Annotated in this window: 24 protein-coding genes; 8 read left to right on the top strand and 16 right to left on the bottom strand. The window is 39.8% G+C overall.

Annotation, left to right across the window (positions count from 1 at the left end; genetic code table 11):
- Positions 1-54 precede the first annotated feature (54 nt).
- The 5 genes from SYJ56_RS00605 to SYJ56_RS00625 all read right to left on the bottom strand — a co-directional run bounded on the left by SYJ56_RS00605 (position 55) and on the right by SYJ56_RS00625 (position 5,634).
- Positions 55-1,332, bottom strand: coding sequence for a hemolysin family protein (locus tag SYJ56_RS00605; RefSeq protein ID WP_323831455.1), 1,278 nt, complete (start codon positions 1,330-1,332; stop codon positions 55-57).
- 287 nt (positions 1,333-1,619) lie between these two features.
- The gene (lptC, locus tag SYJ56_RS00610; protein WP_323831456.1) at positions 1,620-2,159 is read right to left on the bottom strand and encodes an LPS export ABC transporter periplasmic protein LptC; all 540 of its coding nucleotides are present in this window, start codon (positions 2,157-2,159) and stop codon (positions 1,620-1,622) included.
- 84 nt (positions 2,160-2,243) lie between these two features.
- Positions 2,244-3,545 carry a hypothetical protein gene (locus SYJ56_RS00615; protein ID WP_323831457.1) on the bottom strand — a complete coding sequence of 434 codons (1,302 nt, stop codon included), beginning with the start codon at positions 3,543-3,545 and terminating at the stop codon, positions 2,244-2,246.
- A 99-nt stretch (positions 3,546-3,644) separates the two neighbouring features.
- Positions 3,645-4,928: a hypothetical protein gene (locus SYJ56_RS00620; RefSeq protein WP_323831458.1), complete on the bottom strand. Its 1,284-nt coding sequence runs from the start codon at positions 4,926-4,928 to the stop codon at positions 3,645-3,647.
- A complete protein-coding gene (locus tag SYJ56_RS00625) occupies positions 4,918-5,634 on the bottom strand; it encodes a type III pantothenate kinase (RefSeq protein ID WP_323831459.1) in 717 nt (238 codons plus the stop codon). The genes SYJ56_RS00620 and SYJ56_RS00625 overlap by 11 nt, the downstream gene beginning before the upstream one ends.
- A gap of 104 nt (positions 5,635-5,738) precedes the next feature.
- Here SYJ56_RS00625 and SYJ56_RS00630 point away from each other — a divergent pair, with 104 nt between their 5' ends.
- From SYJ56_RS00630 to SYJ56_RS00645, 4 genes are all read left to right on the top strand, one after another.
- Positions 5,739-6,812 carry an anhydro-N-acetylmuramic acid kinase gene (locus SYJ56_RS00630; RefSeq protein ID WP_323831461.1) on the top strand — a complete coding sequence of 358 codons (1,074 nt, stop codon included), beginning with the start codon at positions 5,739-5,741 and terminating at the stop codon, positions 6,810-6,812.
- A gap of 71 nt (positions 6,813-6,883) precedes the next feature.
- Positions 6,884-8,110 (top strand): Glu/Leu/Phe/Val dehydrogenase dimerization domain-containing protein, encoded by a 1,227-nt coding sequence (locus SYJ56_RS00635; protein WP_323831463.1) that lies wholly within the window; start codon positions 6,884-6,886, stop codon positions 8,108-8,110.
- Between the two features lie 181 nt (positions 8,111-8,291).
- The gene (locus SYJ56_RS00640) at positions 8,292-9,812 is read left to right on the top strand and encodes a sodium:proton antiporter (protein WP_323831465.1); all 1,521 of its coding nucleotides are present in this window, start codon (positions 8,292-8,294) and stop codon (positions 9,810-9,812) included.
- Between the two features lie 187 nt (positions 9,813-9,999).
- Positions 10,000-10,584 carry a hypothetical protein gene (locus SYJ56_RS00645; protein ID WP_323831467.1) on the top strand — a complete coding sequence of 195 codons (585 nt, stop codon included), beginning with the start codon at positions 10,000-10,002 and terminating at the stop codon, positions 10,582-10,584.
- A gap of 95 nt (positions 10,585-10,679) precedes the next feature.
- Here SYJ56_RS00645 and SYJ56_RS00650 read toward each other — a convergent pair whose 3' ends face one another.
- Positions 10,680-11,273, bottom strand: coding sequence for a DNA-3-methyladenine glycosylase I (locus SYJ56_RS00650; protein WP_323831469.1), 594 nt, complete (start codon positions 11,271-11,273; stop codon positions 10,680-10,682).
- A gap of 179 nt (positions 11,274-11,452) precedes the next feature.
- On the opposite strand from SYJ56_RS00650, the gene alr reads away from it, so the two are divergent.
- Positions 11,453-12,607: an alanine racemase gene (gene alr, locus SYJ56_RS00655; protein WP_323831471.1), complete on the top strand. Its 1,155-nt coding sequence runs from the start codon at positions 11,453-11,455 to the stop codon at positions 12,605-12,607.
- Here alr and purU read toward each other — a convergent pair.
- The 9 genes from purU to rfbC all read right to left on the bottom strand — a co-directional run bounded on the left by purU (position 12,604) and on the right by rfbC (position 20,294).
- A complete protein-coding gene (gene purU / locus SYJ56_RS00660; RefSeq protein WP_323831473.1) occupies positions 12,604-13,458 on the bottom strand; it encodes a formyltetrahydrofolate deformylase in 855 nt (284 codons plus the stop codon). The genes alr and purU overlap by 4 nt on opposite strands.
- 82 nt (positions 13,459-13,540) lie before the next feature.
- The gene (locus SYJ56_RS00665; protein WP_323831475.1) at positions 13,541-13,825 is read right to left on the bottom strand and encodes a DUF6966 domain-containing protein; all 285 of its coding nucleotides are present in this window, start codon (positions 13,823-13,825) and stop codon (positions 13,541-13,543) included.
- Between the two features lie 126 nt (positions 13,826-13,951).
- Positions 13,952-14,689 carry a shikimate dehydrogenase family protein gene (locus tag SYJ56_RS00670; protein WP_323831477.1) on the bottom strand — a complete coding sequence of 246 codons (738 nt, stop codon included), beginning with the start codon at positions 14,687-14,689 and terminating at the stop codon, positions 13,952-13,954.
- On the bottom strand, positions 14,686-15,621 hold the full coding sequence (locus SYJ56_RS00675) for a DUF368 domain-containing protein (protein ID WP_323831479.1): 936 nt from the start codon (positions 15,619-15,621) through the stop codon (positions 14,686-14,688). Before SYJ56_RS00675 ends, SYJ56_RS00670 begins: the two co-directional genes overlap by 4 nt.
- Before the next feature lie 58 nt (positions 15,622-15,679).
- Complete coding sequence (locus SYJ56_RS00680; RefSeq protein ID WP_323831481.1) at positions 15,680-16,450, bottom strand: phosphosulfolactate synthase; 771 nt, start codon at positions 16,448-16,450, stop codon at positions 15,680-15,682.
- Positions 16,451-16,466: 16 nt separating this feature from the next.
- The gene (locus SYJ56_RS00685; protein ID WP_323831483.1) at positions 16,467-17,882 is read right to left on the bottom strand and encodes a tetratricopeptide repeat protein; all 1,416 of its coding nucleotides are present in this window, start codon (positions 17,880-17,882) and stop codon (positions 16,467-16,469) included.
- Between the two features lie 145 nt (positions 17,883-18,027).
- Positions 18,028-18,981 carry an NAD-dependent epimerase/dehydratase family protein gene (locus SYJ56_RS00690; protein WP_323831485.1) on the bottom strand — a complete coding sequence of 318 codons (954 nt, stop codon included), beginning with the start codon at positions 18,979-18,981 and terminating at the stop codon, positions 18,028-18,030.
- Between the two features lie 15 nt (positions 18,982-18,996).
- Positions 18,997-19,743: a tyrosine-protein phosphatase gene (locus SYJ56_RS00695; protein ID WP_323831487.1), complete on the bottom strand. Its 747-nt coding sequence runs from the start codon at positions 19,741-19,743 to the stop codon at positions 18,997-18,999.
- Entirely contained in the window at positions 19,743-20,294 is a 552-nt protein-coding gene (rfbC, locus tag SYJ56_RS00700) for a dTDP-4-dehydrorhamnose 3,5-epimerase (RefSeq protein WP_323831489.1), read from the bottom strand. The genes SYJ56_RS00695 and rfbC overlap by 1 nt, the downstream gene beginning before the upstream one ends.
- Positions 20,295-20,496: 202 nt before the next feature.
- Here rfbC and hflX point away from each other — a divergent pair, with 202 nt between their 5' ends.
- From hflX to SYJ56_RS00715, 3 genes are all read left to right on the top strand, one after another.
- Entirely contained in the window at positions 20,497-21,747 is a 1,251-nt protein-coding gene (hflX, locus tag SYJ56_RS00705; protein ID WP_323831491.1) for a GTPase HflX, read from the top strand.
- Between the two features lie 132 nt (positions 21,748-21,879).
- Positions 21,880-22,947 carry a PAS domain-containing sensor histidine kinase gene (locus SYJ56_RS00710; RefSeq protein WP_323831493.1) on the top strand — a complete coding sequence of 356 codons (1,068 nt, stop codon included), beginning with the start codon at positions 21,880-21,882 and terminating at the stop codon, positions 22,945-22,947.
- A 111-nt stretch (positions 22,948-23,058) separates the two neighbouring features.
- Complete coding sequence (locus SYJ56_RS00715; protein ID WP_323831495.1) at positions 23,059-24,726, top strand: PQQ-dependent sugar dehydrogenase; 1,668 nt, start codon at positions 23,059-23,061, stop codon at positions 24,724-24,726.
- A 70-nt stretch (positions 24,727-24,796) separates the two neighbouring features.
- On the opposite strand, the gene SYJ56_RS00720 is transcribed toward SYJ56_RS00715, so the two are convergent.
- Complete coding sequence (locus tag SYJ56_RS00720; RefSeq protein WP_323831497.1) at positions 24,797-26,449, bottom strand: M1 family metallopeptidase; 1,653 nt, start codon at positions 26,447-26,449, stop codon at positions 24,797-24,799.
- Positions 26,450-26,521 lie beyond the last annotated feature (72 nt).

Here is a 26,521-nt window from a genome sequence, read left to right on the forward strand (position 1 = left end):
AAAATAATAGCATTACTAACGAAATTCAAAATATATTCTGAATCAAACGCTTAACTAGAAAATTCCAGAGGTGTTTATTTTCAGGCGAACAGTCTCAATTCTATGCTCTTGCTTGGTGACCACAGTAAAATTATACGCTTCATAAGTAACCGATTCTCCCTTCTTTGGAAGATTCTCAGTAAGGGAAAGAATCAGTCCGGATAGGGTCTCAAAGTCCCCTATCGGCAATTCCCAACCATATTTATCATTGAGGTAGTCAATTTCATGACGCGCACTCAGCAAATATTCCTGCTCAGAAATTTGCTGCTCGATCAAATGATCACTATCGTATTCATCCTCGATTTCCCCAAAAATCTCTTCAATAATATCTTCCATAGAAACTATTCCGGAAGTCCCTCCAAACTCATCTACTACCAAAGCCAGGCTTTTTCGCTCCTGAATAAATTGGATCAGTAACTCATTAGCCAGAGCTGATTCTGGAGCAATAAGAATCGGAGTAAGAATTTCTTCTATGGTTTTGGGCTTCTTAAATAGCTCTAATTGGTGGCAATAGCCGATGACATCATCGATAGATTCCCGATAGACAATCACCTTAGAATGCCCACTTTCTTCAAATACCTTCTTTAGTTCTTCGATGGGGTCATCTACCTCTACAGATATGATGTCTGTTCGAGGCACCATGCATTCTCGCACCCGCACAGTTTTAAACTCCACCGCATTGTCAAAAATTTTTGTGTCTATTTCCACATGTCCATCTTCTTTTCCTTTATGCATATGATTTTGGACAAAGCTATTGAGGTCAGTTACCGTGAAAACTGGCTTATCTTCACTGTATTCCAAACGGAGAACCTTGGTGATGAAAAATCTCGAAAGCCCTACCACTGCCCATACTACCGGGTAAAAAAATATGTAAATGATGTAAAACGGTAGCGTAAAGAAATTCAACATGCTGTTTGGATTCAGCATAAATAGACTTTTCGGCAAAAATTCAGCTGTGATCAAAACCACAATAGTGGAAATTAAGGTCTGTGAAACCAAAATAATCGCGTCATTATTAAGTCCAAGCCACATTTTCAGAGGATCTTCCATTAGGTATGCCATGAATATCCCGTAGAGCACCAGCGATATAGTGTTGCCCAAAAGTGTAGTACCTATAAATTGTCCAGGCCGCTGCACAAAAACACTAAGAATTCTACCTGTAAGATCGCCTTGCTTATTTTGAAGCTCTATCTGAAGCTTATTGGCTGAGATAAATGCAATCTCCATCCCTGAAAAAAACGCTGAAAAAACCAGCGTGATGATCACATAAATCAAATCATAACTTAATTCCATGCTTAGCGTTTTTTGCCGGGTTTATTCTTTCTCTTAGGGGTCGGTGGTTCTTGGGGTTTTTGCATTTTTCGGTACTGAAACCAAAATAGCAAGGCTACCGCAAACATAAAAATGGCGTACGATGCTTCCACTCCTTGAGTGACAGTCTGATGAATGCCAACAATCATGAGAGCAAGTGATAGCGATAATAATAATGCGTCAACTAATTTCATTCTGAATAATATGGGAATAACGGGAATGCATAACGTTCAATATTATTTATCAAAACCTTCTTTAAATAGATTCATCTAATCTTCAGATATTTCAATCTGACCATCCCGAGGGTCTTTAAGGGAATAGTTAGTGAAAGTTTCATCTGCTTCGAAGCCTGATCCATAAGAAAAGGCGCCTCCATTTTGTATCCTTACAAATTTCTCAGTATATATTATTTTCTTAATCTGATCCCAAAAGAGCTCTTCAGATTGAAGTTTTTGATCCTTGATCAGATTATGAACTTGCACATCACCTTCTCCCTTGAAAGTACTTTCCGCTTTTAAAAAATAGCCTCGATCTGCTCTGATTGTTGTGCTCAATTGGCCATCTTTCTCAAAAATCTGAATCTCTATTCCATCAGGAAACTCCAGATTGCCGTTTGCAAACTCCAATTGCTTAGGAGCTTTAATCTCTGACCGAACTATGGCTGAGTCACTTTGTATTAAATGTATGTTGAGAGTTGATTTCATTGGTCCTTTATAAACCTCAATGGCCGATGCATCCACATCCTCCCTGCAGGAGCTTGTCAGCGCAATGATGCAAATCAATACAAACGAAAATAAACTAGTCTTCACAGCTCAAAGATACTTGAAAATTGCTTTACGCATATAAATGAAAAAAGGCAGCCCGAAGACTGCCTTTTTGTATCAGTAGTATGATTAATCTCTAGTTGCCAAAGTGACCGTCTCACCTATCCAGCAGCCAGTGCTTAGTGACTGACCTACTTGCATTCCTTCAGTAAAGACTTCTTCTTTAGAAGGGAACTGAGCTCTTGCCTGTGCCATTCCGTTGGAATCACCAGCTCGCTGATAGGCATTGTATGCCGCTATATAAATAGCTCTATCCTTTATGACACTTACTCCGCCTTTGCAATCATTAAACGAATTCATATACATACCCGCAATCATTGAGTAAATATCTGAAGTTCTGGAAGTGTCCAAATTAGCAACTTCCTTAGCGGCAGCTCTAGCAGCAGATTTCTTACCTTGCTTTGCATAAATCTTAGCAAGTTCCATCTGTGCATCTGCTTTCTGAGTATCATTCTCGGCAAGTGTTAAAGCTTGATTCCACATTTCCTCAGCTTTAGGAGCATTATCTTCCTGCATATATCTCATAGCAATCACCTGAGAAGTAGAGAACGATGGATCTTTAGCATGCTTCATTTCTAGTGCTTGCAAGAATGCCTTCGACGAGAAACATTTGTATTGAACTGAATACTTGAAGATTTGATCAGCTAGTGCTTCATTAGTAGGGTCAGCAGTCAATTTAGGACCCATGGTATTTTCGATGAAATCACAATCGATTAACTCCATAGCAACCAACAATTGCTCAAGTGTACCTTTTTGGCTAGAAACATCTGTTCCATCAGCAGCAGCCTCGTCAAGCATTTTATTGATTTTGTCATGAATAGCCAATATTTCCTCTCCAGTATAAGCTTGGTGATGAGCATAATTTCTATAGACTAGATCGAAATAAGCCGCTGTTAATTGATAATTTATTTTGCCATTAAGCTCCATAGCTTTTTCAAAATCAGCAATTGGACCTTTCAGCATATCTTTGTCCCCTTTATAATATTGGTAGCCGTAATAAGCTTTATTTTCTATCCACTCTTTCTCATTATTATAGATCTCGCCTCTTTTATTGTAAAGCGTGATAACTGAATCTTGATAAACTCTCTTTTGAGCTTCGTCAGCAGTAGCTTTGGCAGCTTCATCATATATTTTGACTCCATTCTGATAAATAGACTCATTGAGCTCAGGCACATTGACAAGCAACCAGTGCAGTGGATGAGTAGCTTCAATATCCTGATCAGAATTCATGAAGTCAGTGTAAGCTGCGTTTAGTTCTCTAGCTTTAGCTTCTAGAGCTGGATCAGAGGGGAAGTTCCATCCTTCTTGAGCTTGGACCATCCCACCGATAAGCAGGGCTGCTAGTCCTAGGATTGTAGATTTAATTTTCATTTTCATAATGGTTTAATTCGGCACAATTTAATCTTCATGTCTAAATCCAGGTATTGAAAATTGGACTTAACCATTTTGATCGTTTGGTTTGGTTAATTATTAATCAAAAACTCTTTTGTAGAACCAACTGTTATCATTCAATGACAAACCTAAGGTAAAGTTCACATAATTCTCTCGAATCAGGCCCTTATCAGTGGTTCCCCTCTGTCCTACCTTCACTGCGAAATTCAGTAGCGAAAGTTGGTTTACAGGAAGTGAAGCTCCAAAGTTAATGCCAAGGTCATTAATATTAGTCTCGTTCAAATAATATGGCGTCTGTTGGTATTCAAATCCTACACGATAAGTACCTCTCTTTAGGGCATTATCTACATCAAGATAATCAGGTGTAACCTGAAATCCCAATCCTACTTTGATAGCTTCCTTTAATTGCACAGGATCATCTAGCAAAGATCTATATTTTTTAAAGTCTTGATATTGGCCTTCCAGTCCAATCACATATTTATTGTTTTTCTCATAAGAAACCCCGAATCCGTACCGATTAGGGATATAAATGCTTCCCGGTTCATCATTGGCAATCAAGTCTCCATCTGAATCCGGATCGCTAGCTTGGCCAATTGATGCGAGCTTGGCAAAAGCTTTTCCACTAACATCTCCTAAATGCTGATAAATGGCACCTAAATGCAACCTGCTCTTTGTATTCAAAGGTAGGAAGTAATATGCACCTGCTTTTAGGCCCACATCACTTACTGTTAATCTTTCATAATATTCTGAAGTACTCCCTACTTGGCCTCCTTCATCATCAAAAAGTGCCAATTGATTAGTTCGTATTGTTGACCCAAATAAGTAAGAACCTTGTACACCCAGACTCAAATTTTTGGCTACTACCATCCCATAGCTTAAATAAGCTTCTGAAATACCGCCATCCCCTTCGATAGAATTCAATGCCTGCACATCTGCATTGCTAACGGGGCTTTGAATAAGCAATCTATAATTCACACTGGTGATTTGATTCAATCCTAATCCGACAGTCGCCTTGTTTACTTTCACAGGAAGTGAAAATGCAATGTAGGATAATCCACCACCATCAACATCTGAAGTCTCAGTGCCGTTATTAGCAGCTATCTTTTTATAATTCAGCGCGGCCTCAAAGTTAAAAATCGTGTTTTTAGTAGAAAGTGCCGGATTAACGAAATTGGGATTCCAGGCAGTACCATAACTGATGCCAAGTCCTCCCATAGCTTGATTATTGGTAAGACCGGAATAATTAAATTCACCGATACCGAGCGCACTATAAGTAGAAGCACTGGACTGAGCCTGAGCTTCTGTAAATAAGAAAAGGGTGCATAGTACACCCAGCAATTGCAATTTGATTTTACTCAACATTGTGGTTTAGAATAGAATTCAATCCATAAAGGACCAAATTTGGGACTACAAATATGAGGTCTTTTGCCAATGAATCAAAAGATTGGGCATCTCCGCCACTAACAAAGACCTCGATTTCTGGAAATTTTTTGGTGTATGCCTCTATTTGCCCTAGCAATTCGAGCTCAACTCCGTGCCAAATACCGATCTGCATACAAGTGATCGTGTTGTTTCCAATCAGGTCAGTGGGTTTCACTTTCAGATCAACCAGTGGCAATCTTGCTGTTTGATCATGCATCGCTTTAGCGCGCATCCCAAGCCCAGGGCTAATCGCTCCACCTAAATAGGAGTTTCCTTCATCGATAAGATCAAAAGTAATACAAGTTCCCAAGTCTATCGCGAGAATTGGGCCTTTTCCTCGCATAGCCCAGGCGCCGATCGCTCCTGCAATCCGATCTAAACCCAAGCTTGCTGGTGTTCCGTAAGCATTGGTAATAGGTACCTTAGTCTCTGGGCTGAGATAAGTAAACTGGAATGGCAAAACATCTTGTAGCTCGGGTTCGCTCCATTTCACAGAACTCACCAAACAATGATCAAATGATACTGAATTCCAATAGTTTAATGCTTCCTCAAGACCTTCAAATGCTTCTTCCTTAAGTAGCTTTTCTCCTTCAAAGAGAGCTGTTTTAATTCTAGTATTACCAATATCTATTATCAGGTTTGTCATCCAGTTTAATTAATATTCCGCAAAATAGCCATTCAAAAAAAGTAGTGCCTTTTATCCGTGTTAAATTATCTTTGGCTTAGTCACCACTTAACATACTTTAACCCATGAGTCCAACGAACTACACCATGATCGGATTGATGTCTGGAACCTCAGGAGACGGCCTAGACATTGCCTATTGCAACTATGAGCTTCATAATCAGTGGTCTTACGAGATTTTAGATGCAGTTACCATTCCTTTTCCGAAAGAACTGGGAACCCAACTTATGAACAGCCATAGGCTTTCTGCCTTGGAACTAGCCCTCCTAGATGTAGAATTTGGTAAGTGGATGGGGGAAAAGGTCAGAGAATACTGTAGCGAAAAGCAGATCAAACCAATGGCTGTTTGCTCTCACGGACATACAGTTTTTCACCAGCCATCTCGTGGGCTTAGCCTTCAGATAGGAAATGGCTGGGCACTGCATCAAGCTTCCGGACAAAAAGTAATCAATGATTTCAGAATGCAGGATGTGCAGCTTGGAGGCCAAGGCGCACCTTTGGTGCCCATAGGTGATCGCTTACTTTTTCCTACTATCGATTTTTGTATCAACTTAGGCGGTATTGCAAATATTAGCATGGAATCAGCGGGTAAGCGAATTGCTTTTGACACCTGCCCTTTTAACCTGTTGCTGAATGCCCAAGCGAATGTACTGGGTGCTGAATACGATAGAGATGGGGCTTGGGCAAAAGAGGGCCTTCTAAACGAAACGTTATTGAGAGCACTGAATGAGTTGCCTTATTATAGCAAATCAGATGCAAAGTCTTTGGGAAGAGAGGATTTGGAAAATGACTTTATTCCTTTGATAAGTTCGAGTGGTCTTGCCGAAAAAGACATTCTAAGAACGCTAGTGGAACATTATGCATTTCAGATCGCCAAAATCATAAAGCAGTACCAACTCACTGAAAAGCCTTCCATCTTGATCACGGGAGGCGGCACATACAACTTTTTCTTTGTTGAGCAGTTGGATAGGCAGCTTGACAACAAATGGATCCATACTTTCGCTACTCCCGAACTGATAGAATTTAAAGAAGCATTGGTTTTTGGATTTTTGGGGGTATTGCGTCTCCGCAATGAGAGCAACTGCTTAGCTTCTGTCACTGGAGCAAGTAAGGACTCATCCGGTGGAGTAATTTATGGCTGACCACCCATCAGACTTCATGCTGTGGGAGAGGTTTATTTTTCTATTTTTGCCTAGCTATAAACCCAAGTTACATGCAGGAATTACTTAAAAAGTTTGAAAATAAACAACCCGAAATCACTTTTGAATGGAGCGACAGCGAATCTGAAGCAGAAGGCTGGGTAGTGATAAATTCCCTTAGAGGTGGAGCCGCAGGCGGTGGTACCCGTATGAGAAAAGGACTGGACAAGCGTGAAGTGGAATCTCTTGCCAAAACCATGGAAGTAAAGTTCACCGTTTCCGGTCCGGCGATTGGCGGAGCGAAGTCAGGTATCAACTTCGATCCAAATGATCCCCGTAAAGATGAAGTCCTTCGGCGCTGGTACAAAGCAGTGATCCCTTTATTGAAAAGTTATTACGGCACTGGCGGAGACTTAAATGTGGACGAAATCCATGAAGTAATTCCGATCACAGAATCCTATGGTCTATGGCATCCACAGGAAGGTGTAGTAAATGGTCACTATCATGCTGCTGAGCCTGAAAAAATCAGAAAAATCGGCCAACTCAGACAAGGCGTTTCCAAAGTTCTAGAAGATCCACTTTTCACTCCTAATGGCCCTAAAAAATATACCGTAGCCGACATGATTACTGGTTTTGGAGTAGCAGAAGCTATAAGGCATTATTATCAAATCTGGGGTGGAAACATCAAGGGTAAACGTGCAGTGATTCAAGGTTGGGGAAATGTAGGAGCTGCTGCTGCCTGTTTTCTTGCTGTAGAAGGAGTGAAAATAGTTGGTATCATCGACCGAGAAGGTGGAGTGATTAATGAGGAAGGTTACTCACTTGATGAGATTCGTGAGCTTTTCCTTAATAGAAATGGAAATAAACTCGTAGCCGAAAATCAACTTTCATTTGAAGAGATTAATCAAAAAATATGGGATTTAGAGAGTGAAATTTTCATCCCTGCAGCTTCCTCTAGACTGATCACTCAGGATCAAGCAGAGCGAATGGTCAATTCTGGCTTAGAAGTTATTTCTTGTGGTGCCAATGTACCCTTCGCTGACCCAGAGATTTTCTTTGGATCAATTGGCGTTTGGACTGATCAGCGGGTTTCTGTTATTCCTGATTTTATCGCAAACTGTGGTATGGCCCGAGTATTCGCTTATTTAATGAGTGATAACGTTGAAGTTACTGATATGGCGATATTCACAGATGTCAGCAGGACAATTGAAAAGGCGCTAAAAAATGTTCATTCTGCCAATCCACAAAAAATTAAACTAGCAGAAAGCTCCTTTAGCATAGCGCTAGCACAACTCGTGTAAAAGTATACTTGGTCTTTGATCAGACGGAGTTAATTTTTGATTAAATCCAATAAGATGGTAAGTTTTGATTGCGCTGTATCAGGCAAAAGCTGTAGTTTAGCAGAAGCCACTGTTGGATACCAACAATCAATAATTTGCTTAAATTAACCGAAAAGAACCCCCAGTATACCTATTTAGCCTAATGAAGAATTTTGTCTTTAGTTTCTCTATTCTTTTCGGAATATTATTCTTTGGTGGATTAGACACGCAATATGCTACTGCCCAAAACTCTGAAAGTGAGCAGCTATACCTAGCTCAAGTAGATCATGGAAATCCCGACCAAGTTGCCCCTCATGAGGATTTGGTGGAAGAAGCCATAGATGAGGAGCATCATACTGCCCCTCTTTGGCTGGTCATCCCATTTGTAGCCTTATTGCTCATGATTGCAACCGGCCCCCTATTTTATGAGCATTTTTGGCACAAAAACTATCCGAAAATCGCCATCGGATTCGCATTGCTGGTCGTTTTCTATTATTTATTTATTCTTGGAAATGTCCATGCGCCAGTCCATGCAATGGCAGAATACATCCAGTTTATAGCACTTCTGGCATCCTTATACATTGCTTCCGGAGGCATACTTATAGAGATAGATAAGAAAGCAACCCCATTCGCAAACGTTACCTTATTAATTATCGGTGCACTGATTTCTAATCTGATCGGTACGACAGGAGCTTCCATGCTTTTGATTCGTCCATTTATCCGATTGAACAAAGGAAACATTCAGGCCTACCACATCATATTCTTCATATTTATGGTGAGTAATATTGGTGGCTCTTTGACACCAATAGGGGATCCTCCACTATTCTTAGGTTTCTTGAAAGGCATTCCTTTCTTCTGGACTTTGGAACATAACTGGCCGGCGTGGGTATTTGCATTAATTGCCCTAGCTGTTATTTTTTACTTTGTTGACAAAAAATTTGGAAGAGCAAATGATGACAGCGAATTGGAAGAAACTACTTATTCCAATAAGCTTTCCTTAATTGGAATCAAGAATTTTGGCTGGTTATTTATTATCATTTGCTCAGTATTTCTCGATCCAAATGTAATAGAAGGAGTGCCAGCCATCGTTTATGACGGCCAGAAATTCTCCTATATCCGAGAGATCATTATGCTGACTGTAGCTTTCTTGTCTTACAGATTCGCAGATCAGAAAGCCATCAAAGGTAATGAGTTCAACTTCGAGCCTATTCGAGAAGTTGCATTTATATTCATTGGAATATTTGGGACTATGATGCCGGCCTTAGAGCTCGTAGGTGCATTTGCTAAATCACCCGATGGCGCTGCGATGATCACGCACAACACGCTCTATTGGGGTACAGGCATCCTTTCAGGATTTTTGGACAATGCACCAACCTACCTGAACTTCCTTGCAGCCGCTATGGCTTCCAAAGGTGCTTCCATCAATAACATTGAAGAAGTTCGTCAGTTTGCAGCTGACGGATATCATGACTCCGCATTTGAATTGATGGCCATCGCCATTGCATCGGTATTCTTCGGCGCGATGACTTATATTGGAAATGGGCCAAACTTCATGGTGAAGTCTATAGCTGAGCAAAATGGCATCAAAATGCCATCCTTCTTTGGCTATATGATCCGATTCTCCTTACCAATCCTGTTACCTCTTTTATTCTTAGTGTGGCTTGTATTCTTTGCTTTCGTATAAGAGCATACCTTGTTTCCAAATAATCCCTAGACTTGGATATATTCCCTTTTCATTCATAAACTCCTCTCCATGCAAGGATTAGAAACGGTGGTTTAAAATTTTTTTTAGTTTATCTATGCAATAACCCTAACTCTAAAGCAAAACTAGTAACTTAGATTCATCTGAAAATGAATGAATTACTTGAGTTATGAAAGCTGGTACAAACTTTACCCTGATTCTTTTACTTTTCCTATTGATTTCCTGTAGCAGTGAGGAAGACTACCTACCAAAAGGAAGTCAGCTGCTCTTAAACCCCAATTTATCCCTGTATCCAGATAACGTTTTGCCTTGGGCTCCGATGACCCCCAATACAATTCAGTATGGAGTAAGTCGGGAAGTTTTCCTGACTGGAAATCGATCCATTTTTATCGAAAATAAAGAAAGATCCACTGCCAATTCTGCCACTTGGACTCAAACATACACAGGGCCTATGCCATCACCGGGAAGCACAGTGGAGCTAATGGCTTTTGTGAAAGGAGAAGATGTCGTAGACTTGACTGCAGGAGGTAGAGTTTACATTATGATGAAGGTCTTTTCTAATGAAACTAGCGAAAATAGAAGTGTTGCCGCCACAAATGAACAGCTTTTTCAAGGTGATTTTGATTGGTTCAAGTTGAAGGCCACTTTAGAAAATTTTCCGAAAGATGCAGAAAGCATCCAGGTCAGTTTGTTTGTACCCGACTTGACTTTGGGGAAAGTTTATTTTGATGACATTAATCTTTTTGCCAGGTGAATTCCTTGATTCAGCAGGTAGACTAATTTTCCATATGTAATTTTATTAGACATAAAGTTTCCAAAATACTGAAGTGGACTGTAGACAGTAGACTACTATATTTTCACTTCTTTATACCGAAAACAATCTACCAAATGGTCATTGAATAGCCCGGTTGCCTGCATGTGTGCGTAAACAGTGGTGCTTCCAAGGAATTTGAATCCACGTTTCTTTAGATCTTTGGCAAGCAAATCAGATTCTTTGGTGGTGGCCTGAGCTTCGCTCATGGATGATAAGCAATTTTGAATTGGCTTACCTCCTACAAATCCCCAGATGTATTTTGAAAAAGAGCCAAATTCTTTCTGAACCTCTATAAAGCATTTTGCATTATTGATTGCTGCTCGGATTTTCAACACATTTCTGATGATGCCAGGCTCATGAAGCAACTCCTGAACATAACTTTCGGGGAATTCTGCGACTACTTTATAATCAAAGTCTGCAAAAGCTTTGCGATAGCCGGCTCTCTTTTTCAAAATTGTAGCCCAACTCAATCCTGCTTGGGCAGACTCTAAAATTAAAAATTCAAAGTGCACGCGATCATCCCATACTGGTACTCCCCACTCAGTATCATGATAGGTTACATATTCTTCAAAACCAAGACACCAAGGACAGCGAGGTTTTTGATCAGAAACTTGGAAAGCATTTTTCATCGGTTTATAACTTGTTTTTTAAGCGTTCATATGGAATCTCGCATGATAATAATCATACCCCTGTGTTACTCCTGAGTCATGCTCGATTTCATAAAAGTCGAATTAATGAATAAAATTAATCAAGAATTGGGATAAGGATGTAGAGTGCATTACTTTCTCGATCGAATTAAAATATTAATATGATTGCCACCTCCACCCTTGAAATCAGTGCCAAAGCTTATCGACAAAATATACGCTATATACGCTCAGAAATTGGCCCAAAGCCTTTAATATCTGCTGTAGTGAAAGGTAATGCATACGGTCATGGTATCTCGCAAATGGTCGAAATAGCTGAAAAAGCAGGAATCCGACATTTCAGCACCTTCAGTTCAGATGAAGCTTGGGAAGTTTGGGGGAAAGCAAAAAAAGGATCTGAAATCATGATCTTGGGCATGCTCCATTTAGAAGAGCTCCAAGAGCTTATCCGAAAAGGAATCAGTTTTTACGTTTTTGATTTTGAAAGACTGGGAAAAGCTATTTCGATTTCAAAGGAAATCGGAATTCCTGCAAAAGTCCATATTGAGGTGGAAACCGGTTTTCATCGAACAGGATTTGATTGGAATCAGCGAGAAAAGCTGGCTGAAATGCTCCAGGAGAATTATAATTTCATATCTATTGAGGGACTTTGCACGCATTATGCCGGAGCCGAATCAGTAAGTAATTACGTCAGAGTAAAAAATCAAATTGCCCGATATCAGGAGTTCAAGGACTTTTTCAAAACTCAAGACATTGCATTCAAAACCTATCACACTGCCTGCTCTGCAGCTACCCTTATTTTCCCAGAAACTATCATGGACATGGTGAGAATAGGTATAGCTGGCTATGGTTTTTGGCCTACCAAGGAGACTTTTTTTGCGAAGCTAAATTCACTCCCTAAAGGAAATAAAAACCCTCTCAAAAGACTGATAACCTGGAAGAGCACTATTATGAGTTTGAAAGGAGTAAAAACCGGAGAGTTTGTAGGGTATGGCAATAGCTATATGGCTTTGGAAAATACTCGTCTGGCAATCGTGCCTGTGGGTTATGGAGATGGTTACAGCCGACTATTGAGTAACCAAGGAGTGGTGTTAATTAAAGGCTGCTATTGCCATGTGGTGGGTACTGTCACGATGAATACCATCGCTGTGAATGTAAGCAAGATCAAAGATTTAAAAGTAGGTGATGAAGTAATTCTAATCGGAAAACAAGGAGGAAAAGAAATCACTGTAGCATCATTTTCCGAATCCACACAGCAGGTGAATTACGAAATGCTTACCCGGTTACCAAAAGACATTCCTAGAAAGATTATTCCTTAATAGAAAATCACTGTTTTGTTTTTGATCGGCATCACCTTGCGATCTACATGATATTTGATGGCTTTGGACAGCACTACCTTTTCAACATCTTGACCGATTTGTACTAATTCGGATACAGTATTGTGATGCCTCACTCGTGCTACTTCCTGCTCGATGATAGGACCAGCATCCAATTCTTCGGTAACGTAATGAGCCGTTGCACCAATGATTTTCACACCACGCTCGAATGCTGCATGATAGGGTTTAGCCCCTACAAATGCCGGCAAAAATGAATGATGAATATTGATAATCCGATTGGGAAAATGCTGAATAAATTCCGCAGATAAGATCTGCATATATCTTCCCAGCACCACAAAATCAATTTGATTAGCCTTCATCAATTCTAGCTGATTGGCCTCGGCAGCGGCTTTGGTCTCAGCAGTGACTGGTATATAGTGATAGGGAATTCCAAATGCCTCCACCACCTGCTTCAAGTCTGGATGATTAGACACGACCAATGGAATATCCACCTCCAGCTGCCCGGCGTAATGTCTTCCCAAAATATCAAATAAACAATGAGAAAGCTTGCTGACGAAAATCGCCATTCTAGGCTTCGGAAAATTAAAATGAAGCTTAAATTCCATTTGAAATCGCTCTCCAACTTCTGATTTGAAGCGAGACTCGATCTCATCTTTAGCTAAAGAAAAAGAATCCAATTCCCAAGCCGCTCGCATGAAAAACATCCCCATTTCCTCATCCACATGCTGATCCACTTCTAATATATTCCCTTCATAGGCATAGAGAAATCTGGAAACTTCTGCTACAATACCTTTCTGGTCGAGACACTGAATGATTAAGATGGCTTTTTTCATTTTTTAATAAAAGTGGCTTATATGGCAAACGATTACTGTTAAATGCGATTTAATGCATTTTTACAGTGTGTTAGGTGCTTTTTCAATTTTTTCTTGATTCCCTTTTGACTTCCATTGCCAATTCCCATAGTTGAGTTCTAAGTATGGAAAAATTTTCATTGTTGCGAGTAATTTTCGTTAAGTATGTGTCATTAAATGAACCCATACCACCATATGCTCTAAGAATCTTCGAAACGGAGCTTTCTATATCTTCGCTTAATAAGTTTTTTGCCTCAAGAAACCATTCTGCCCAGTTTTTCTGATTGTCTTCATTCAACAAGGTTATTAGTTTATCTAATATTCTTTCTATCTCGCTTATTTCTGTCACTTTCTTTCAGTTAATTGCACTTAACGCTTTTATTTACGCTACTTCGGTCATCCGTCTTCGAGCTTCTGACCGGGTCAGCAAAGAAATTTTGGCTACTGGCAAGATTGAGGATAATCAGATTAACATTTATGAATTCCAAATCTCCCAAGCTGCTTCAGCTTGTAGGATCAACATTTCATGTCCATTTTTTGCTTTTCCACCCTTGTCCAAGCAGGCTTTCATCAGGGCCGTTTCTGAAGGATTATATACTAAATCATATACCAAATGAGTTGATGTCAGCTGCTCCAGAGGAATAGCTGGAATCCCTTCCACCTTCGGAAAAGTGCCTAACGGCGTAGTATTGACAATCAATTGATGAGTCCTCATTATTTCAGGCTCGGCAGCCAGGTCTTCATAGGTGATTTGATCCTCATCTTGAGATCGGGAAACAGATATAAATTCAATAGCTAAATCCTTCAATGCCTGTTTGACAGCTTTCGATGCTCCTCCTGTTCCTAAAACCAAAGCTTTTGGTTTTACAGAACCAAGCCAGGGAGAAAGTGAATTTTTAAACCCTATATAATCTGTATTGTATCCAGTGAGCATTCCATCTTGAATGTGAATACAATTTACAGCTCCGATTTCCTCGCAGGCTTCATCCAAGTCATCCATCAATGCTATCACATCTTCCTTGTGTGGTATAGTGACATTGATTCCTTCGATCTCAGGATCTTCACTTAGAATTCCCTCCAAGTCCCGAGCATTCGGAATGTCATACAGCTCATAAGAACAGCCTACAATTCCTTCTTTTTCAAATTTCTCTGTGAAATATTTCTTCGAGAAAGAATGCGTAAGTGGATGTCCTATCAATCCAAATTTTCTCATGATTTCTTTAAATATGCTGCCAGCCTATCTATCCCAACGACCAAAATAATCCCAAAAGCAAAAGCGGCAATTGCTACCATCAGTTTTGGTTCGAAGCCTGTCTGCTCCAGATACTCTCCGGGGAAGATATTATCGGTCAAAAAAGGCTTTTCCTCACCACTGGATGAAGTTCGATATGCAGTGACAATTTTCCACGGCCAAAGTTTATTGATGGAACCAAGCATAAAGCCAGAAAGCAGCCCAATAGTAATGGAATAATATCGCTTCAGCAACCAGGATATCACCCGGCTAAAAGATAAAAGCCCGACAATACATCCCAGCGCAAAGACAGCCAATGTAGCAAAATCCCGCTCCGTAACGGACTGTAAAATAGCCTCGTATTTACCCAAAATAAGTAGAATAAAACTTCCGCTGATCCCAGGCAGTATCATGGCACAAATAGCTATAGCACCAGCTACGAAAGTAAACCAAAGTGCATCGGGACTGGATGTAGGCGGCAAATCTGTAATAATATAAGCGGCAATTGTACCGATGATCAACGCAATCACTACTCCCAGGCTCCATTTTTTGATATCCTTCAAAATAAGAAAAGCACTTACTAGGATCAATCCACAGAAAAAAGACCAGAGTGGAATTGGATGCTCCACCATCAAAAAGGTAATGAGCTTCGAAAGAGAGAAAATACTGGTGAGAATCCCCAGTAGCAAACTCAGTAAAAAGCTACCATTGACCGCCCGGAAGAATGCTTTGAATTCAAATTTCAGCAATAATCCCAGACTGTCACCCGTAAAGGAATTGATACTACGGAGCAATTCCTCGTATATGCCGGTGATCAGGGCAATAGAGCCGCCTGAGACACCTGGAACAATGTCTGCTGCTCCCATCGCCATTCCCTTCAGGTAGGTGAGTATGTGTTTTCTGATAAAATCCATGATCAAAAATAAAGGCTGATCGGAGTATTCCAATCAGCCTGTAATTAGTTGAGTTATATTACAATTTGATTTCTCCCAGAAAGTGATCGAAAGTATCTCCCCTAAGTCCTAGTCTAATAGTTTCCAAAGGAATGATTTCAGAGGGGCTGATATTTCCAAGGTTCACATTTGCGCCAATCAGTTTGATAAACCAAACCTGTTGAGATTTGATAGGAGCTTCCCAGATGATCCGCTCTTCAGGGATCTGGGTAAGAATTTCTTCCACTAGTCCTTGCCTTACCTCTCCCGAATCTCTGAAAAGGCCTACGTTTCCTCCTTCTCTAGCTTCTCCGATTACTTTCCAAGCCCCAGCATCCAATTCTGTCTGCATCTGCTCAATCCACTTATATGGAGGAATAATCTTCGCAGCATCCTTAGACCCAACTTCAGAAAGTACAGTTACTTGCTTTGCCAGGGTTGCGATAAATTCGCACTTCTTGTCATGATTAAGGGATATAGATCCATCTGATACCTCAGCAAAAGTAAGATCATATTTGTCCAAAACTTTTCTGTAATCGTCAAATTGGCCTCTAACTATAAAAGCTTCAAAAAGAGTACCTCCTAGGTAAACAGGAATTCCTGCTTCCTTATAGATGGCAAGTTTTTCATTTAGGTTTTTGGTCACATAAGATGTCGCCCAGCCAAGTTTTACTATATCTACAAAATCGGAACAACTTTCTACAAAATCTTCTGTGGCACGTAGGCTTAGGCCTTTGTCCATGGCCATGGTAAATCCTTTGGTTCGTGGCTTTTCAGTCCGAACAGGGATATTATTCAGCTCATAATTCATTAGCGAGGTTTTAATGTTAAGACTCGAGATTTTCCTCTCGATATTGGGCAATAATCTTGTATAACGCCTTCTGTTGTTTAAGCTCCGGCATCAAATCATACATGATGGTATGCTTTTCGAAGTCCAAAGTTAACCCATTTTCCAAAAATGAAAACGCCTCTTTGTAATTGCCCATTTTGATTAAGTACACTACCAAGCGATAATATAGTTCTGCCTCCTCTGGCATTTCCTCAATTCCTTCACGAGTCACATCAATTGCCTCTTCAAAGCGATTTTGCTCAAAATATATAAGTGCCAGATTTACATAGGTTTCCAAAACACCCGGCTCCAAATTGATTGCTTCTTCATAGGCTTCCGAACTAGCTTGCATGTTTCCCAAATTAAATTCAGCATCTGCCAGACCTACCCAATAATTAGAATTTTCTTTTGTAAGATTTAAGGCTTTTTTGAAATAATGTATGGCTTCAAAGAATTTCTCCTTCTTCAGCATGCACATTCCTAGACCAAACCAAGCGTCGTCGTATTCCTCATCAAACTTGGCTGACTTCTTAAAATATTTGAAAGCCTCGTCAATTTTTTCGAGCTTTTCATAGGCAGCACCCATGTAGCAACAATTCTCAGCATTTGCCCCTTCACAATTGATTGTGTTTTGATAAGCTTCTAATGCAAGTTCATACTGCTGAGTATTCATCAGCGCATTACCGAGATTGAAATAAGCTGAAGCAAAAGCGTCATCGATCAAGATGGCATAGTCATATGCTTTGATCGCATCTTCAAATCTGCCCAGACGATTATAGACGACTCCCAAGTTGTACCAAGCGCCAGCACTATAAGGATCCTGGTCGATGAATTCCTGATAAAAGTCCAGAATCTCATCAAAGGAGCCCTCTTCCTCAGTAATCATCGCCAGCTGGAAAAGCGCATCTTCGTGATTAATGCGGTTTTTTACTGCTTCTTTGAAATAGTAACTTGCTTTTTCATTGTTGTTTTGCACACGATAAAGATTTCCTAAGGAATAAAATATCTCGGCTTTATCTTCAGCTAAAGGCAGGAAATTCTCCAATAGTTCTATTCCTTCCTTGGGCGTCCCACCCAGAATATAGGCATTAGCCAAAGCAAGAATTATTTCTTCGTTGTTGGGAGAAATATTATTTATATTTTCCAAGATATCCAGACCTTCTTCCAATTCATCATTGAAAATCAAGCATTGGGCCTTCAAGAGCTTGATTTCCACAGAAAAAGGAAATCTTTCCAACGAAAATTCAGCTGCGCGTAGAGCTTTGAGAAACTTCTGTTGATCAAAGTAAAATCGGATAATATCTTCCAATTCCTCCTCTTCGAAATAAAGGTCCAGATTGGATTGTAGGGAATTTTCAAATCGCTCTACCAGCTTCTTGTCATTTTCCCAATCGTGATCGTGATCTCCGGTCATTAGGATACGTTATAGTTTATTTAAGTTACCAATTAAATTGGTCTCTCAAAATCTCGATTTGTTAAATTTTATTTTACGCTTTTAGAGAAATGTTGTTGTTTACCGTTCAAGCTTTGGGAAGAAACGATTGGGATCAAATATAAGTTTACTTTGACCAGATAAATGTGTCTTCCAAGCTATGGTAGTTGCTTTGAAGCAACTTGTTCACTTTAGCATTATCGAAAAATACTTTTTGCTGTGAAATCATAGCTGTTTTCTTATTCAATGGGCTTTTGCTAAGACCTATTTTTCTGAAAATTGTATTGAAAAACACAACGGTTCTCAACATTAATGTGCTTACTGACTTCGATGGAGCTTTTCTCCCAAGAACAGCAGCCATTTTCTCAAAGAATTCCTTGTAAGAAATCCGTTCTTTATTTAAGATAAATCGCTCGCCCCAAACTTCTTTTTCTACCAATTCTTTGACTTGCTTAGCCGCATCACGCACATCGATATAGTTAAGATCGCCCGTTGGATAATAGGAATTCTCTTCCAGTACATAGTGGTATATGTCTGTTGAACTACGATCATCACTAATTTTACCCAATAGAATTGAGGGATTTACAACGATCAAATCTATTCCTTCTTGTTCACCCCTCCAAGCCTCCAGCTCAGCTAGATATTTAGAAATTCCATAGTCGGTATTCAATGGAGATTCTACCCATTTGAAATTCTCGTTGAGTTGCATCAGTTCAGGACTTCTTCCTATCGCAGCTACGGAGCTGACATGCACAAGTTTTTTCACCCCAGTATTTAGCATGGCATTAACAAGGTTCGTCGTTCCACCCACATTTATACGATGCAAACTCTCCTCGTCATTAGTATCAAAAGAGACTTTCCCCGCAGCATGCAACACCAAATCCATGCCATCGAGTGCTTCTTCAAGAGAGTCTATATCTGAAAGTTCTCCTTCATGCCAACTAATCTGGAAATCAATTCCCTCCAGCAGCCTAAGAGAGGAGTTTGGCCTTCGGAAACCATGAATCTCACCAAGCACAGCAAATTCTTTTGCCAAATAGCTCCCAAATAATCCTGTAATACCTGTAATGAGAATTTTCATTGACTTATCTGCAAATCAAAGAGAGGAATTGAGCAGGTCGAGTTGCTTGATTTTACTATATAATTTAGATTTTGGCAACGTCTCCATCATGTCTAAATAGCGTGGATTGTGACAGTCAGTTCCAAAAAACCGAACCTGTCCTGTCTCTACCAGCATTTCACCGAAATCTTTCACCTGCTTGGAGTAAAAACCTGTGAGCGAAAGTAAGTTTACCTGAAAGAGGATTTTTCTGTCTGCTAAATCCTGAAGCAGCCCTTTGTCAGTAATTAGGTATTGATAGCGCTCTGGGTGGGCTAGAATAGGTTTGTAACCTGCCATTTCCAGCTGAAAAATAATTTCCAGAAGCATTTGAGGCTTATTGATAAAGCCAGTTTCCACTAGAATATAATTATCGCCAAAAGTGAGAATCTCATCTCCATTTTGGATTTTCTCAAGGAAAATCTCATCTATGTAATATTCCGCAGCAGCCTCAATTTCGATGGAAATACCTTCATTTTTTACCGCTCTTTGTAAATCCTCAAGCGCCATACTAATGATTTCAGGCGTGTTGCGATAGTACTCCGACATAATATGTGGAGTAGTAATTATTTTACGCAAGCCGTAGCCAGAAAGTCGCTTGATCAAATGAAGGGATTCCTCCATGGTTTTGGATCCGTCATCGATTCCCGGTATCAAATGCGAATGCATGTCCACCTCCAACCAACTTAGGTCAAAGTCTTCCACTACTTCCGGATTTCTCTTAAATAAATCTAAAAAACCCATTACAATCCTCCTTCACTAATTTTGAATTCTTCTAACGTGGGCCAATCTGCATCTTTATCAGAAGTGATCGGGCCTGCTATTTGCCAATCAATACCCAACGCAGGATCATTCCAAAGAATTCCGCCTTCGCTCTCTTTGTTATAATAATTGGAACACTTATACGCAAAAATAGAATCCTCCAGCACAGAAAATCCATGTGCAAATCCCGCAGGTACGTACATTAAATTATTCCGGCTTTCGTCGAGGATAGTAGCGTATTTTTCCCCGAAAGTGGGTGAGCCTTTTCTCAAATCCACAATCACATCAAGAACTTTCCCCTGAACCACTCGCACCAATTTCGCCTGAGCGAATTCTCCACGCTGGAAATGCAATCCACGTACAGTTCCTTTCTGAGAAAAGCTCTGATTGTCCTGAACCCATCCATGATTCACCCCTTCGGATTTTAGCCAATCTGCTCGATAAGATTCAAAGAAATAACCTCTTTGATCTTCGAAAACTCTCGGGAAAATCTCTAGCACACCCGCTAAAGATGCTTTTATTATTTGAGCCATTTAGGTATATATTGGTTCCAGAATTAAAGGGCAAAATAACTACCAGTCAGAAGACTATCCTAATCAATTCTAAGGAAATATGTTGAACTTTGTGTCATCTCTTCCCTTAATTCCAAAAAACATAGCTACGAATCGTGATTTCTAAAGAATTAGGAAACTAATTCCCAGCCTTTCGCATTCTTTTAGCTATATCAATTAACTTATGAGTAAACATTCCAGAAAACTTCAAAAACTTCACGAAACGGCTCCGAAGGAGGAAACGGCTATTTTAGTAAGTGTAGTCCGACAATATCAAACCGAGCAACAGACTGAAGAATATTTGGATGAATTGGCATTTTTGACGGAGACTTTAGGGGCAAAGACAGTATATCGCTTTACCCAGAAAATGGAAAAGCCAGATATTAAGACCTTCGTAGGTACTGGTAAGCTTGAAGAGATCGACGCATATATCAAGCATTTTGAGGTGAATATGGTCATTTTCGACGATGATCTCTCTCCTTCTCAGATGAGAAATCTTGAGAATGAACTGAAGGTAACCATCTATGATAGATCTTTGCTAATCCTAGACATTTTCCTGAAAAGAGCACAAACAGCCCAAGCTAAAACACAGGTTGAACTTGCCCGCTTCCAATATTTACTACCGCGTTTGACCAATCTTTGGACTCACTTGGAACGTCAAAGAGGTGGCACGACCACTCGTGGGGGAGCAGGTGAAAAGGAAATTGAAACTGATAAACGAGATATCCGAAATCGAATCACCCTTCTCAAAGAGAAACTTCGTGAGATAGAAAAGCAAGGTGAAACCCAACGTAAAGGCAGAAAAGGAATAGTTCGTGTGGCAGTAGTTGGTTATACCAACGTGGGTAAAAGCACCCTGATGAACCTGATCACCAAGACCAATATTCTGGCAGAAAATAAGCTTTTCGCCACGGTAGATTCCACCGTCCGAAAAGTAGTACTTGAAAATGTACCATTCTTGCTTTCCGATACAGTTGGGTTCATCAGAAAACTCCCTACCCACCTAATCGCAGCTTTTAAATCAACCTTGGATGAAATTCGTGAGGCTGATTTACTTGTGCATGTGGTGGATATTTCACACCCTCATTTCGAGGATCACATTGCTGTCGTTACGCAGACATTGAGTGAGATCAAAGCAGGAGATAAGCCAATTTTACTTGTCTTTAACAAGATTGATCTAGTGGAAACCATGCCTAGCGAGGAGGAAAGTATGAAAATGACAGAATTAGAATTGGAAGAAGCTAACTTTCTAGATTTCGATGCTTTGGAAGAGGCTTACGAAAAGAAAACGGGAATTTCACCGGTATTTATGGCTGCAGCAAGTGGGCAGAATGTGGATGGTTTTCGCCAAGCTTTGATAGCAGAAGTAAAAAAACAACATCGTAAAATATATCCAAATTACCTGGAGGATGAGACTTTCACACTAGAAGGATAATTCCTTTCATTGGCTGTCAATTTTTTTGATGGCCAATCTTTTTGTTAAACGAAGCATCTTTTTCATGTTTTAATTTTTTTTTGTCTATCCTAGCTTAAGTTTTTAAGCTTAATCCTCTTCTAATAGCAGTAAATGAATTCGGAATTTTCACAGTATGATATTTTTTTTGAAGTAACGGCAGACTTAATCTGTATCGCAGGATTTGATGGATATTTCAAAAAAGTAAATCCTGCAGTCAAGCAGGTTTTAGGCTATACTTATGAAGAGTTGTATTCAAATCCAATTAGCCATTTCATTTATAAAGAAGATAAAGAAACGACAGCAAGTGTAAGAAAAGCATTGATAAAATCCGTTCCTCTGGTTGATTTTGAAAACAGGTATGTTACCAAATCTGGAGAAATAGTATGGCTTTCTTGGACTTCCCAGCCAATTGAACAAGCAAAAATAGTGTTTGCAATAGCAAAGAATATCACTCAAAAAAAAGAAATTGAAGCAGACAGAAATGTACTTTTAGCTAACCTAACCAAAATAAACAAAGACCTTCGACACATTGGTCACATGACCTCGCATGACCTCAGGTCCCCTGTAAATAATCTATTGTCTATTTATGAATTAATCGACCGATCAAAAATCACCGATCAAGAGACCTTGGAGCTCATGGAGGTTTTTAAATTATGCTGTGAAGATTTACGGGAAAAACTTAACGTCTATTCCAGAGAACTTCGGGATAAACAATCTCTATACATTCCGTTTCAAGAAATTGAGCTAAAAAAAGTGACTAAAAAAGTGACTAAGTCTATCGGATCTCTTATCAAAAATGCGGACGCTACCATAATAGATGATTTTGCAGAACTACCTATTGTCACCTCTAACGCCACTTATCTAGAAAGTATTTTTCTTAATCTAATCACCAATTCCATAAAGTATAAGAAGCCTGGGGTACCTCCTGTCATAACTATTTCCACCAAATGTTTAAAAGGAAAATTTCAACTTATCTTTTCTGATAATGGGCTAGGGTTTAATATGGACAAAGTCGGAGATAAAATTTTTGGATTCAAGCAAACCTTTCATAAACATGAAGATAGTAGAGGGATCGGTCTTTATCTGGTTTACAATCATGTGCAAAGCATAGAGGGAACTATAGAAGTTGAGAGCAAGCTTGGAGAGGGGACTACATTTCGAATTACCCTCAATTCATAAACATGTACCTTCTATTGCAAGTCTGCAAGAAACCCAAGACATCACAGGACAGCTCGTCGAATTATAATATATTGTTTGGTGTAATTAAGTAAAACCCACAACTTAGCACCAATGAACAAATCGGTATTTCTTATTTTTATTGCCACCCTTACCCTTTTTTCCTGCTCGCAGAAAAATGAATTTGGAAGTAATATCAGCACTGAAAAAGAACAAATTCAGACAGGAAAAGTGCTTTTTGAGAACAATTGTAGCACCTGTCACAGTTTTGATCAAAACGGAATCGGACCCAATTTAAGTGGCATTACCCATTCTGTAGAGTCTTCATGGATTAAGAAATTTATTAAAGACGCATCGTCTATAATTGAAGCAAAAGATCCAAGGGCTATAAAACTTTTTGAAAAGTATAGATCTTACATGCCTCCATTTCCAGGATTGGAAGAAAAGGAATTGGATGCTTTGTTAGCCTATCTACACACCTACGAACATCTACCGGACACATTACCGCAGTTAGGACTAAAAGATCCTATTCCTGACACTGTTCCCGACTCCGGAATTCGAATTGAACTGGAATTATTCAGCCAGTTACCAGCTTCTGATACAGCTCATCCTCTGGCAAAAATGACCAAAATGCAAGCTGCTCCAGGATCAAAGCGTCTTTTTGTAAATGATCAGCGGGTAGGGCTATATGAGCTCGTAGATAAGAAGCCAAACTTATATCTACCCATTAATAAATTGAAACCTGCTTTAGTTAGTAGCCCAGGTTGGGCTACAGGTATGGCCAGCTTTACTTTTCACCCGGAATTCAGTGACAACGGGTTATTTTATACTGCTCATACAGAACCAGGCGGCACTCAGCAATCTGACTATGGTTATTCAGATAGTATTAGGGTATTTATGCAGTGGATAGTCACTGAGTGGAAAGCTGAAGATCCATCTGCCCCTACTTTTAATGGATCTTCCAGAGAATTAGTTAGAATAGATATTCCATCCCAGGCTCATGGAATGCAAGAGCTAACTTTTAATCCCAATGCCATTCCTGGAGATGAGGATTATGGTTTGCTATTTATAGGTTTTGGAGATGGTGGATTGACGGAGCAAAGATTTGCTTATGTATCAGACAATAAAGCTACTCGGGTTTACAGCAGTATTCTGCGCATCGATCCTTTAGGAAATGATAGTCCTAATGGCAACTATGGAATACCACCTACGAACCCATATGCTGGGGTGCCTGGCAAAGCAGGTGAAGTTTATGCTTATGGTTTTCGCAATCCCAACCGGATTTTTTGGGATAATGATGGAAACATGTTTGCTACTGATATCGGGCAACATAGCATAGAAGAACTTAATAAGATAGAGAAGGGTAAGTTCTACGGATGGCCGATCAGAGAAGGACGATTTATCATCAATCCTTATGGCAAGTTCAATGAAATCTTTGCGTTGCAGGAAAATGATGAAAACTTTGGGGTGACTTATCCAATCATTCAGCTAGATCATGATGAGCTTGCGGCAATATTTGCAGGCTATATAATGCCTTATGGTCCACTTAAAGAGAAATTTGTCTTTGGGGATATACTTTCAGGCAGACTGTTTTTCGCGGACTTAGATGATTTAGAAAATTCTGGAGTAAAGAGTTGGGGAGTGATTTTTGAAGGCAAGGAAATAAGCCTGCTTGAGCTTTGCGGAGGACAAAGAGTCGATCTTAAATTTGGCCAAGATGCGGATGGAAATGTCTATATAATGAGCAAAACAGAAGGGAAAATATATAAGATCATAGATTAGATATTGTTGAAAGAATCGCTTTCTTTCAAAAAATGAGGTGAATGCAAATCTTCGCATTCACCTCATTTTATTAATTCCCAGAGATATTCATCGTTCCTACATAATAGTTTTCATCCACACTGATTTTTGCATCTTTCTCCGAAAGATCTACCGGTTGCCATTGCTGGGTTGGGGTTAAATTCATTTCCTTTCCATTCGCGTAGATTTTTACTGGCATTTTGAAACCATCGACGACATTTTCCCATCGATAAATCAACTCTCCTTCTATGAGATTATAACTGAAAATCGGAATACGAATATCTCTCAGGTATTGATCAAAAACCGACTTCAAATCGATTCCCGCTTTCTGGCTAATATAATTTTCGACTTGTCGTGTGGAAACAGTTTTATGATAAAACTCAGAGTTCAATCCCCTCAAAATTGATCTCCATTTCTCGTCGTCATTTACAATCTGACGAATGGTGTGAAGCATATTTGCGCCTTTGTAGTACATATCGCCAGAACCTTCAGCGTTCACATTATAAGTGCCAATGATTGGACTGTCATTGTTGATCGCCATTCTGGTTCCCAGTACATATTCTTTGCTGGCTTCCTTTCCATAGAAATAATCTAGAAAAAGATTCTCTGAATAGGCTGTGAAACTCTCGTGAATCCACATATCTGCAACATCACGGTAGGTGATATTATTGGCAAACCACTCATGACCCGACTCGTGGATGATGATAAAATCAAATTTCAATCCCCAACCCGTGCCGCTCAGATCACGGCCCAAATATCCATTTTCATATTCATTACCATAAGTCACTGAGCTCTGGTGCTCCATGCCCAAGTAAGGTGCTTCGACCAGTTTGTAGCTATCCTCATAGAATGGATATGGGCCAAACCAATGCTCAAAGGCTTCCATCATTCTCTTTGCATCTTTAAATTGCTTTTTGGCTTTATTCAAATTCTCCCGAAGCACATAATAATCCATATCCAATTCTCCCTTCTCTCCAGCGTATTTTTCACCGAAGTAAACATAATCACCTACGTTAATATTGATCCCGTAATTGTTGATCGGATTTTTCACTTCCCAATGATAGGTTTTGGTCTTGGCAACTTTATCATGATCTGTTCCGATCAATCGTCCATTGGAGACATCCATTAGGTTTTCAGGGACAGTAACGCTGATCAATACGCCTTGATCAGGCTCATCATAGCCATGATCCTTATTTGGCCACCAGATACTCGCGCCGATTCCCTGATTGGAATTTGCAATGAAAGGCAAGCCATTACTATCCTTTTTCCAAGTCAATCCACCATCCCAAGGTGGACGAATCGCTTCAACTGGTGTACCAGAAAAAGTCAAAACCACTTCTTTTTCTTCTCCCACATTTTGCGCTGCTTTTAATGTGATAAAATGTGCATTCCCATCGTGTGCTATATCCAGTTCATCTCCATTCTGCTCAGCTTTCGTCAGCTGCATTGGCGCTTGTAAATCGATTTGCATACGTTTCAGCGGCTCCAATACTTTGTATCGGACGGTGTTTTTACCCGAAAGCGACTTGGTTCCAGGATCTACTTTTACTTCCAAATGATAATACTGCAAGTCCCACCAAGCCCGCTCGGGAGTAATTGTTCCACGAAGAGTGTCCTGTCTTGTGAATTTCTCTCCATGAGGAAACATTTGGGCTTGGGCACTAAGACAAAAGATTAGACAAAAACTTAAAAGAAGAATTCTCATAGGGAATTTGGAATTTGATGTTACAAGATACTGGGAAGGATTAATTGAAAAGCCATAATTTTCCACGAAAGG

Origin of the sequence: Algoriphagus aurantiacus, from assembly GCF_035156405.1 — a bacterium.
Lineage (GTDB): Bacteria > Bacteroidota > Bacteroidia > Cytophagales > Cyclobacteriaceae > Algoriphagus > Algoriphagus aurantiacus.

Excerpts from the sequence above, each read along its gene's own strand:
- SYJ56_RS00605 (WP_323831455.1), bottom strand. The coding sequence starts at position 1,332 with ATGGAATTAAGTTATGATTTGATTTATGTGATCATCACGCTGGTTTTT.
- SYJ56_RS00635 (WP_323831463.1), top strand. The coding sequence starts at position 6,884 with ATGCAGGAATTACTTAAAAAGTTTGAAAATAAACAACCCGAAATCACT.
- SYJ56_RS00695 (WP_323831487.1), bottom strand. The coding sequence starts at position 19,743 with ATGGGTTTTTTAGATTTATTTAAGAGAAATCCGGAAGTAGTGGAAGAC.
- SYJ56_RS00650 (WP_323831469.1), bottom strand. The coding sequence starts at position 11,273 with ATGAAAAATGCTTTCCAAGTTTCTGATCAAAAACCTCGCTGTCCTTGG.
- alr (WP_323831471.1), top strand. The coding sequence starts at position 11,453 with ATGATTGCCACCTCCACCCTTGAAATCAGTGCCAAAGCTTATCGACAA.
- SYJ56_RS00720 (WP_323831497.1), bottom strand. The coding sequence starts at position 26,449 with ATGAGAATTCTTCTTTTAAGTTTTTGTCTAATCTTTTGTCTTAGTGCC.
- SYJ56_RS00685 (WP_323831483.1), bottom strand. The coding sequence starts at position 17,882 with ATGACCGGAGATCACGATCACGATTGGGAAAATGACAAGAAGCTGGTA.
- SYJ56_RS00615 (WP_323831457.1), bottom strand. The coding sequence starts at position 3,545 with ATGAAAATTAAATCTACAATCCTAGGACTAGCAGCCCTGCTTATCGGT.
- SYJ56_RS00625 (WP_323831459.1), bottom strand. The coding sequence starts at position 5,634 with ATGACAAACCTGATAATAGATATTGGTAATACTAGAATTAAAACAGCT.
- rfbC (WP_323831489.1), bottom strand. The coding sequence starts at position 20,294 with ATGGCTCAAATAATAAAAGCATCTTTAGCGGGTGTGCTAGAGATTTTC.
- SYJ56_RS00630 (WP_323831461.1), top strand. The coding sequence starts at position 5,739 with ATGAGTCCAACGAACTACACCATGATCGGATTGATGTCTGGAACCTCA.
- SYJ56_RS00710 (WP_323831493.1), top strand. The coding sequence starts at position 21,880 with ATGAATTCGGAATTTTCACAGTATGATATTTTTTTTGAAGTAACGGCA.
- SYJ56_RS00680 (WP_323831481.1), bottom strand. The coding sequence starts at position 16,450 with ATGAATTATGAGCTGAATAATATCCCTGTTCGGACTGAAAAGCCACGA.
- hflX (WP_323831491.1), top strand. The coding sequence starts at position 20,497 with ATGAGTAAACATTCCAGAAAACTTCAAAAACTTCACGAAACGGCTCCG.
- SYJ56_RS00670 (WP_323831477.1), bottom strand. The coding sequence starts at position 14,689 with ATGAGAAAATTTGGATTGATAGGACATCCACTTACGCATTCTTTCTCG.
- SYJ56_RS00640 (WP_323831465.1), top strand. The coding sequence starts at position 8,292 with ATGAAGAATTTTGTCTTTAGTTTCTCTATTCTTTTCGGAATATTATTC.
- SYJ56_RS00645 (WP_323831467.1), top strand. The coding sequence starts at position 10,000 with ATGAAAGCTGGTACAAACTTTACCCTGATTCTTTTACTTTTCCTATTG.
- SYJ56_RS00715 (WP_323831495.1), top strand. The coding sequence starts at position 23,059 with ATGAACAAATCGGTATTTCTTATTTTTATTGCCACCCTTACCCTTTTT.
- SYJ56_RS00690 (WP_323831485.1), bottom strand. The coding sequence starts at position 18,981 with ATGAAAATTCTCATTACAGGTATTACAGGATTATTTGGGAGCTATTTG.
- SYJ56_RS00620 (WP_323831458.1), bottom strand. The coding sequence starts at position 4,928 with ATGTTGAGTAAAATCAAATTGCAATTGCTGGGTGTACTATGCACCCTT.
- SYJ56_RS00675 (WP_323831479.1), bottom strand. The coding sequence starts at position 15,621 with ATGGATTTTATCAGAAAACACATACTCACCTACCTGAAGGGAATGGCG.
- purU (WP_323831473.1), bottom strand. The coding sequence starts at position 13,458 with ATGAAAAAAGCCATCTTAATCATTCAGTGTCTCGACCAGAAAGGTATT.